Origin of the sequence: uncultured Bradyrhizobium sp., from assembly GCF_936943645.1 — a bacterium.
Taxonomy (GTDB): Bacteria; Pseudomonadota; Alphaproteobacteria; order Rhizobiales; family Xanthobacteraceae; genus Bradyrhizobium.
In genome coordinates, this window is the sequence record NZ_CAKZJO010000041.1 from 86,361 (window position 1) to 94,559 (window position 8,199).

At 65.0% G+C, this 8,199-nt stretch carries 8 protein-coding genes; 6 read left to right on the forward strand and 2 right to left on the reverse strand.

Annotation, left to right across the window (positions count from 1 at the left end; translation table 11 throughout):
* Positions 1 to 22 precede the first annotated feature (22 nt).
* Positions 23 to 1,237: a hypothetical protein gene (locus Q0743_RS05685; protein ID WP_298240601.1), complete on the forward strand. Its 1,215-nt coding sequence runs from the start codon at positions 23 to 25 to the stop codon at positions 1,235 to 1,237.
* A 172-nt stretch (positions 1,238 to 1,409) separates the two neighbouring features.
* Here Q0743_RS05685 and Q0743_RS05690 read toward each other — a convergent pair whose 3' ends face one another.
* Entirely contained in the window at positions 1,410 to 1,727 is a 318-nt protein-coding gene (locus tag Q0743_RS05690; RefSeq protein WP_298240602.1) for a hypothetical protein, read from the reverse strand.
* A 194-nt stretch (positions 1,728 to 1,921) separates the two neighbouring features.
* On the opposite strand from Q0743_RS05690, the gene Q0743_RS05695 reads away from it, so the two are divergent.
* The 5 genes from Q0743_RS05695 (at position 1,922) to Q0743_RS05715 (ending at position 7,120) form a co-directional block, all read left to right on the forward strand.
* Positions 1,922 to 2,401: a hypothetical protein gene (locus tag Q0743_RS05695; RefSeq protein WP_298240603.1), complete on the forward strand. Its 480-nt coding sequence runs from the start codon at positions 1,922 to 1,924 to the stop codon at positions 2,399 to 2,401.
* 192 nt (positions 2,402 to 2,593) lie between these two features.
* Positions 2,594 to 3,541 (forward strand): TAXI family TRAP transporter solute-binding subunit, encoded by a 948-nt coding sequence (locus Q0743_RS05700; protein WP_298240604.1) that lies wholly within the window; start codon positions 2,594 to 2,596, stop codon positions 3,539 to 3,541.
* A gap of 188 nt (positions 3,542 to 3,729) precedes the next feature.
* Positions 3,730 to 5,850 (forward strand): TRAP transporter permease, encoded by a 2,121-nt coding sequence (locus tag Q0743_RS05705; protein ID WP_298240605.1) that lies wholly within the window; start codon positions 3,730 to 3,732, stop codon positions 5,848 to 5,850.
* A complete protein-coding gene (locus tag Q0743_RS05710; RefSeq protein WP_298240606.1) occupies positions 5,847 to 6,224 on the forward strand; it encodes a DUF1850 domain-containing protein in 378 nt (125 codons plus the stop codon). The genes Q0743_RS05705 and Q0743_RS05710 overlap by 4 nt, the downstream gene beginning before the upstream one ends.
* 89 nt (positions 6,225 to 6,313) lie before the next feature.
* A complete protein-coding gene (locus Q0743_RS05715; RefSeq protein ID WP_298240607.1) occupies positions 6,314 to 7,120 on the forward strand; it encodes an SDR family NAD(P)-dependent oxidoreductase in 807 nt (268 codons plus the stop codon).
* A gap of 203 nt (positions 7,121 to 7,323) precedes the next feature.
* Here Q0743_RS05715 and Q0743_RS05720 read toward each other — a convergent pair whose 3' ends face one another.
* Positions 7,324 to 8,094 (reverse strand): hypothetical protein, encoded by a 771-nt coding sequence (locus tag Q0743_RS05720; protein WP_298240608.1) that lies wholly within the window; start codon positions 8,092 to 8,094, stop codon positions 7,324 to 7,326.
* Between the last annotated feature and the right edge of the window lie 105 nt (positions 8,095 to 8,199).

Sequence of the window (8,199 nt, forward strand, 5' to 3'; positions counted from 1 at the left end):
GGATGCCTGCTAAGAGGGCGGCATGCATCGATCGATTCGAAACAAATTGGCGCTGGTTCCACTCGCGCTCGTCCTGATCACGCCGTCCGCGCGCGGCGGCGAGGCCGACGTGCTGCCGCCGGCCGTCCGCAATGCCAACGCCCAGCTGCTGTCGCAGTTTTTCGCGCAAGGTGGGGCTTCGCCGGCCGTGCTCGAATATCGCCGCAAGCTGGCGGAGTACCAGGCGGCGCGCGCGGCCTTCGACGCCGAGGCTGGGGCCTATTGGAGCCAGATCTCGGAGAAGCGGAAGGGCCGCAACGCCAAGCGGCGCAGCGGGCAGCAGATCACGCTCGACGACTACGTGCTGGAGCATCCGCCGCTTTATAACGGGCCGAAGAAGCCGGTGAATCCGGAGCCGGAGGAAACGCCGGACCGGCCGCCCCGCAAACCGATCCCCGTCGTCTCCGATTTCCTGCGCGCGGCGCAGGAGCTCTATCAGTTCACGCCGCAGCGTCCCTCCAGCGAGGTCGAGTTCAAGCGCGCCTATGCGCGCTACGCGCTCGCCTCCGGGCTGACGCGCGAGCAGGCGGTGCGGGTCTATTCGTTCGAGACTGGCGGCACCGGCAGTCACGATGTGCAGGCGGGCATCGAGCATGGCGGCAAGCGCGCGATCTCGACCGCGATGGGCTACAACCAGCTCCTGACCACCAACAGCGTCGAGCTGCTGGCCGAGCAGGGTCACGAGCTCATTCGCGCCCTTTCCGAGAAGGTTGCGCGTATGTCAGGGCCGGCGCGGCAGGCGCTCGAGCACAAGCTCGTCGTGCTCAAGAAGATGGTGGCGCATGCGAAGTCGGTGCCCGACACCTGGTCGGAGCACGAGAAGATCGGCAACACCGCGCAGGGCTGGGCCATGCACGCGATGGTGCTCGACATCGATGTCGGTCCCATGCTGCAGACCCACAAGCTGCTGACCTCGGTGCTGTTCGCCCGCGCCAAGGGCTACACCCGTCCGCTCACCGCGGCCGAGCTCGAGATGATGAACCTCACCGGCGACGGCACCGGGCTCGACATGGTGACGATGCCGCAGGCGATGCGCGAGCAGGTGCCGACCTCGAACTTCTTCCAGCGCGGCGGCTATGAGCGCAACCCCGTCGCGATCCGCCACAACACGGTGGCCAAGCTGCTGGCGGTGACGGACGACCGGATGGATTCGAACAGCGGCAAACCCGGCGCAAGGGAATTGGCGGCGGCGTTTTAGAAATCGGTGTCGTCCCGGACAAGCGCGCCTCAAGCGCGCGCAGATCCGGGACCCATAGCCACAGAATTAGATTTGGCGAAGACTCGTGGTTACCGACTTCGCGCCACGACTCCTTCCTGTGGCTATGGGTCCCGGGTTCGCGCTTCGCGCGCCCCGGGACGACAGGAAGGGATTACTGATCCGGCCCGAACTTGAACTTGCCGTCGCCTTCCAGATACGGGCCGCTGCGCATGTAGAGCTGGCCGTTGTGGCCGATGAAGAACAGCGTGCCGCGCGGGACCTTCTTGGCGCCCTTCAGGAGCTCGCCGGCGTTGCTGGTGCCCATCTTGTAGGAAAAGGTCTTGCCGTCCTTGTCATAGGCGTAGCCGGTATCGGGCTTGAGCTCCCACGGCGTTGCCGGCGCTTGTGCGACGGCGGGCCCGGCGAAACTGCCAAGCAGCGTGACGAGTGCAATCGAAACAGGTGCAAATGTCTTCGTTGAAAATGCCATGATCCATCCTCCCCCGTCGTGGGGCATCGGGCTTGAACAAATCACGAACGGTATGCCCGGGTCAATTTGCGAAAGCGCCGCAGCGCATCACGTCTTGCCCAGCAGTTTGTGATTTTCCCCGCGTCCCCTCGCGACTATGTTCCGCTTTCCGTCTAGAACGCAACTCGACAAAATCATGGGTAGGGATGATTCGGATGCGCCATGTGATTAAACTCTGCTGGGCTGCTGCATTGTCATTGACGGCGCTGGCGCCGGCCGCCCGGGCCGATGACTACCAGCTCAGCCACAACCAGCGCATTTCGTGCAGCCGCGGCCTCGCCCCGGGCAAGCTGAACACCGCGACCTGCAAGTCCTACACCTATCTCTTCAACACCAGGACCTCGGAATATTTCCGCTGCCAGGTCTCGCTCGCGCTGACCCGCGACAACAAGGAAGTCATCAACGTCCAGACCGATGGCGGCTGCATCAAGAAGCCGCGCATCTTCGAGGCCGACGGCCACTATGATTTCGACGCCACCGAGACCGAGCCGCCGAACACCAACTCGTTCTTCGGGCCCGGCGGCTATTCGATCTGGGCCGCTGACGTGACCGCGCAGAAGGTGCGCGGCTGCATCATCATCTCCTCCGGCCTCGGCTCCGACATCTCCAAGTGCCTGGACATGACGTTCCAGTAGAAGGCTGGCGCGTCTGGACCCGATGTCCCGACATGCGCCGGATCCGACTGCGCCACGTCGCCGCAGCCGCCGGGTTCCCGAAAAGTCGAGCCGGAACGGCCCTTTCCCGCAGTTCTGTTTTGTCTTTTGGATGGGTTGACCCGATCGCCTCATCCGGCCAATTTCGCGGCCGGTTTGGGGAGTACAACAACCATGAAACGGACCATTTTCGGCGCGGCCGCAGCTCTGGCTCTGGCGGCGTCGGCACCTTGCGCGCAGGCGCAATCCTTCATCAACGTGCTGACCGGCGGCACCTCCGGCGTCTATTATCCGCTCGGGGTCGCGATCGGGAAGATTTACGGCGACAAGATTCCGAACGTGAAGACGCAGGTGCAGGCCACCAAGGCGTCGGTCGAGAATTTGATCCTGCTGCAGCAGGGCCGCGGCGAGCTGGCGTTCACGCTGGGCGATTCGCTGAAAGCGGCCTGGGACGGCGAGGAGGAGGCGGGCTTCAAGACCAAGCTCGACAAGCTCCGTACCATCGGCGCGATCTACCCGAACTACATCCAGATCGTCGCGACGGCCGATAGCGGCATCAAGACGCTCGCCGACCTCAAGGGCAAGAGCCTTTCCGTCGGCGCGCCGAAATCGGGCACGGAGCTGAATTCGCGCGCGATCCTGGCCGCCGCCGGCATGAGCTACAAGGACCTCGGCAAGGTCGAATATCTGCCCTTCGCCGAATCCGTCGACCTCATGAAGAATCGCCAGCTCGCAGCGACGCTGCAATCGGCCGGCCTCGGCGTCGCCTCGCTGAAGGACCTCTCGACCTCGAGCCCGATCACCGTGGTGTCGGTGCCGAAGGAGACCGTCGACAAGATCGGCCCGCCCTTCGTCTCGGCGATCATCCCGGCCAACACCTATACCGGCCAGGACAAGGACGTGCCGACTGCGGCCGTGATCAACTATCTCGTCACCAGCTCCGCCGTGTCGGACGATCTCGCCTATCAGATGACCAAGCTGGTCTACGAATCGCTGCCGGAACTGCAGAATGCGCACGCGGCCGGCAAGGAGATCAAGCTCGAGACCGCCGCCAGCGGCAGCCCGGTCCCGCTGCACCCCGGCGCAATCCGCTATTACAAGGAAAAAGGGCTGATCAAGTAATCAGCCTCATCCGCCGACGTCATGCCCGGGGCAAAAGCGCGAAGCGCGTCTTCGCGCCAGATGTCCCGGGCATCCACGTTCTTGGACGCACTTTCAGGCCGTGGATGGCCGGGACAAGCCCGGCCATGACGGGTGCGGCGGCGGTGCCGATGTTACAATTGCCCGCACAGGGCTGAGGACGATTTAGGATGCTGGAACAGGCAGAGGGTACGGCGTCGGCCCCCGAGAAGGTCAAGGTCGAGTTCGACAATTTCGAGCACGGTTTCCCGGAAGGCTTCGGCCCGCGCGGGTGGGGCGCGCTCGCCTATTGGATCGGCATCGCCTTCGCCACCTTCCAGCTCTATGTCGCCGCCTTCAACTACCTGCCGAGCCAGGTGGTGCGCGGCGTCCATGTCGGCTTCCTGGTCCTGCTCACCTTCGGCCTGATCGCCAACTTCACCGCGAAGAGCAATGCCGGCCGTGCGCTCGGCTGGGCGATCGGTGCTGCCGGCTTCTTCTGCGGGCTCTACCAGTGGATCTTCTATGCCGATCTGATCGCCCGCGACGGCGATCCGACGCGGCTCGATCTCGTGGTCGGCACTGTGCTGGCCGTGCTGATCTTCGAGGGCACGCGGCGTCTGATGGGCGCGGCGCTGCCGCTGATGTGCGGGGCCTGCCTCGTCTACTGGTTCTTCGGCCAATATCTGCCGTCGCCGCTCAATCATCGCGGCTATGATTTCGACCAGATCATCACGCATCTGTCGTTCGGCACCGAGGGCTTCTACGGCGTGCCGATCTACGTGTCGGCGACCTACATCTTCCTGTTCATCCTGTTCGGCTCGTTCCTGGAGCGCGCCGGCATGATCCAGCTCTTCACCGATGTCTCGCTCGGCCTGTTCGGCAGGACCCGCGGCGGCCCCGCCAAGGTCGCGGTGTTCGCCTCGGGCATGATGGGGACGATCTCCGGCTCCGGCGTCGCCAACGTCGTCACCGTCGGCCAGTTCACGATTCCCTTGATGATCCGGTTCGGCTATCGCCGCGCGTTCGCCGCGGGCGTCGAGGCCACGGCCTCGATGGGCGGCCAGATCATGCCGCCGGTGATGGGCGCGGTCGCCTTCATCATGGCCGAGACGCTCGGCGTGCAATATTCGGAGATCGTCAAGGCGGCCGCGATCCCCGCGATCCTCTACTTCGCCTCGGCCTTCTGGATGGTGCATCTGGAGGCAGGCAAGCACGGCCTCACCGGCATGAAGCGCTCGGAAACACCGAGCGCCTGGAAAGCGCTTGTGAAGGGCTGGTACCTGGTGCTGCCGCTCGCAGCCCTGGTCTATATGCTGTTCGAAGGTTTTACGCCGCTCTATGCCGGCAGCATGGGCCTGGCGCTGACCGTGGCGCTGATCCTCGGCACTGCCATCACGACGGGCGCCCCCTCGAATGCGATCCGCATCATCTTCTGGGTCGGGCTTGCACTGGTCGTTGCCGCGTTGTCGCGTGACGGGCTCAAGATCGTGCCGGTTGCGAGCGTCGTGGTCGGTCTGATCCTGATCACCGCGTTCGTGCGTGGCGGGTTCAGGGCCCTGCGCGAGTGCCGCGACGCGCTGGCCGAGAGCGCCAAATCCGCCATCACCGTCGGCATGGCCTGCGCCATCGTCGGCGTCATCATCGGCATGATGTCGCAGACCGGCGTCGGCACCATCTTCGGCGGCTGGGTGATCGGGCTCGGCGAGAAGAGCCTGTTCCTGGCGCTGATCATGACCATGCTGCTGTCGATCCTGCTTGGCACGGGCATTCCGACCATCCCGACCTACATCATCACGGCTGCGCTGGCGGCGCCCGCGCTGGCCAAGCTCGGCGTGCCGCTGATCGCGAGCCACATGTTCGCCTTCTATTACGGCATCATGGCCGATCTCTCGCCGCCGGTTGCGCTGGCCGCGCTCGCGGCGGCGCCGATCGCGAAGGAGAATCCGGACAAGATCGGTTGGGAGGCGATGCGCATCGCGCTTGCCGGCTATGTCATCCCCTTCATCTTCGTCTATTCGCCGGCCTTGATGCTGCAGGCCGGCGATCCCATGGCAGCCAAGCTCGGCTTCTATGGCGCGGTGGCGCTGGCGAGCGTGAAGGCACTGGTGGCGATCGCCCTGTTCGGCATGGTCGCGATCGGCTTTCTGTTCACGAAGCTGACGCTCGTCGAGCGCCTGGTCGCGCTCGGCGCTGCGTTCTGCCTGCTCGGCGAATTTGCGTTCAGCGACACCGCCGGCTTCGTGCTCGCTGCCGCGCTCGTGCTGTGGCAGTGGCGGCAGCGTCCGCCGGCGCCTGTCGAGGCGGTGTGAGCCTCTGCTTCGCAACGGCGTTCGGCGTGAAGACGCTGGCGCTGTCCGCGTTCACGCTGGTGTGGACGCATTCGATCGCGAAGGTCGACTGGCAGGAAGACTGGCGCGTCACGCCCGCGGGTCTCGAGCTGGTGCAGGCCCGCGTCAAGGGCACCGGCCCCGGCATGGAGCCGCCGCCGGAAGCGCGGCTGGTCGACGGCTGGTTTCAATGGCAGCCGAAGCGAGCGCCGATGCCGGAGGTGGTGCTCGGCAATTCCGGCGCGGCCGGGGAATGGCGGCTGTGCCATGACGGACAATGCCAGACGCTGTCGGAGATTGTCGGGCATCCCATTGGTGCTAACGTCACCACGATGAAAGTCTGCGACAATCCGTAGCCCGCATGAGCGCAGCGACATGGGGGAGCACTGTCCCCGGTTATCGCTGCGTTCATTCGGGCTACAAGAACAACAAAAGGAGACACGCGATGGATCGGCTCAAGGGCAAGGTTGCGATGGTGGTGGGGGCCGGCTCGATCGGACCCGGCTGGGGCAACGGCAAGGCGACCGCGGTGACCTTCGCGCGCGAAGGCGCGCAGGTGTTTTGCGTCGATCGCAACGGCGCAGCCGCCGAGGAGACCGCGAAGATCATCACCGGCGAGGGCGGCAAGGCGACGGCGTTCACCGCCGACGTGTCCCGCGCGAGCGAGATCGAGGCGATGGTGGCGGCATGCCTGAAGGCCTATGGCCGCATCGACGTGCTCGACAACAATGTCGGCATCGCCGAGATGGGCAGCGTGGTCGAGGTCACCGAGGAAAGCTGGGACCGCGTCTTCAGCGTCAACCTCAAGAGCGCTTATTTCGCCATGAAGCACGTCATCCCCGTCATGGTGAAGCAGGGCGGCGGCTCGATCATCAACATCTCCTCGATCGCCTCGATCCGCCACATGGGTATCTCCTACGTCACTTACGGCACCTCGAAGGCGGCGATGAACCAGATGACGCGCACCACCGCGATCGAATTCGCGCGCCATCACGTCCGGGTCAATGCAATCCTGCCCGGTCTGATGAAGACGCCGATGGTCGAGCATTCCGCAGGTCTTGCCAACAGCTACGCCAAGGGCGATGTCGAGGCGATGTGGCGCGCGCGCGATGCGCAGGTGCCGATGGGCCACATGGGCGACGCCTTCGACGTCGCCAACGCCGCACTGTTCCTGGCCTCCGACGAGTCGAAATATGTGACGGGGATCGAGCTCGTGGTGGACGGCGGGATCACGTGCAAGGCGGGGGCGTAGCCGCCTCACGCTCCGCTGTCGTCCCGGGGCGCGCAGGGCGCGAACCCGGGACCCATAACCACAGGGTCAGGTTGTCTCGTTAAACGGTAACTCCGAGTCCCGTAACCACATCTGCCTGTGGTTATGGGTCCCGGATCGGCGCTTCGCCCCAGTCAACGCTGCGCGTTGCCTGGGGCTTCGCTTGTCCGGGACGACAGCGGTGGCTACTGCGCCAGCGCCAAGATCCCGCCGGCAAAGGCGTGCCACGCGGCGGTCTCGCTGATCGGCCAGTTCAGCACCTTCACCGCCAGCAGCGCGAGCGTGCCGTAGATGTAGACCGGATGCACGCGGCCCTCGGTGCGCCAGTCGCGTATCATGGCGACGACGAGCAGCAGCGAGGCGACGACGGCCGGCGCGATCGTCACCGGCACCGGCGGCGGGCCGGGCGGTCCGGGAGGAGCGAGGAAGGTCAGGAACCAGCGCGCGATCGCGGCGTCGAGGATCGAGACCGCTGCGAGCAGCATCAGCCGCTTGTGGATCTCGGGCTTGCGCGTGTTCACGATCGCCAGCACGAACACGATCGCGAAGAACGCGATCCCGCTCATCGGCACGATCGAGAAACCGATGCCGGCCTCGCGCTGCCCGAGCGCGGCGGAATGCTGCATCACGTGAACGGAGGCGAGGAAGCCGAAGATCGTCATCGCTGTCGCAAGCGAGACGCCGGCGATGCCGAGCGAGCGGTGGTTGACTATGCGGCCCGAGGCCGCGAGCCAGGTCTGCAGCACGAAATAGAGCGACCATGTGAAGAACAAGAATCCGTGAAAGTGAATCACGGGACTTGCGGAGAATGTCCGGTGGGCGAGCGGCACCCAATAGGTCGGTGCGAAACCGAGAAAAGCCGTGGCAGCGCAGGCCAGGGCCATGTGGAGATAAAAATGTCGTGCAGGCGACGCATCACGCGCGCGTACACGACGGTCGTCGGTCAGGGTTGTCATCAGGAGTGAGTCTGGGAAGGCAGGGTTTGGTTCAACGCCCGCTTCCGTCACCGCTGTCGTCCCGGACAAGCGTAAGCGCAGATCCGGGACCCATAACCACAGGAC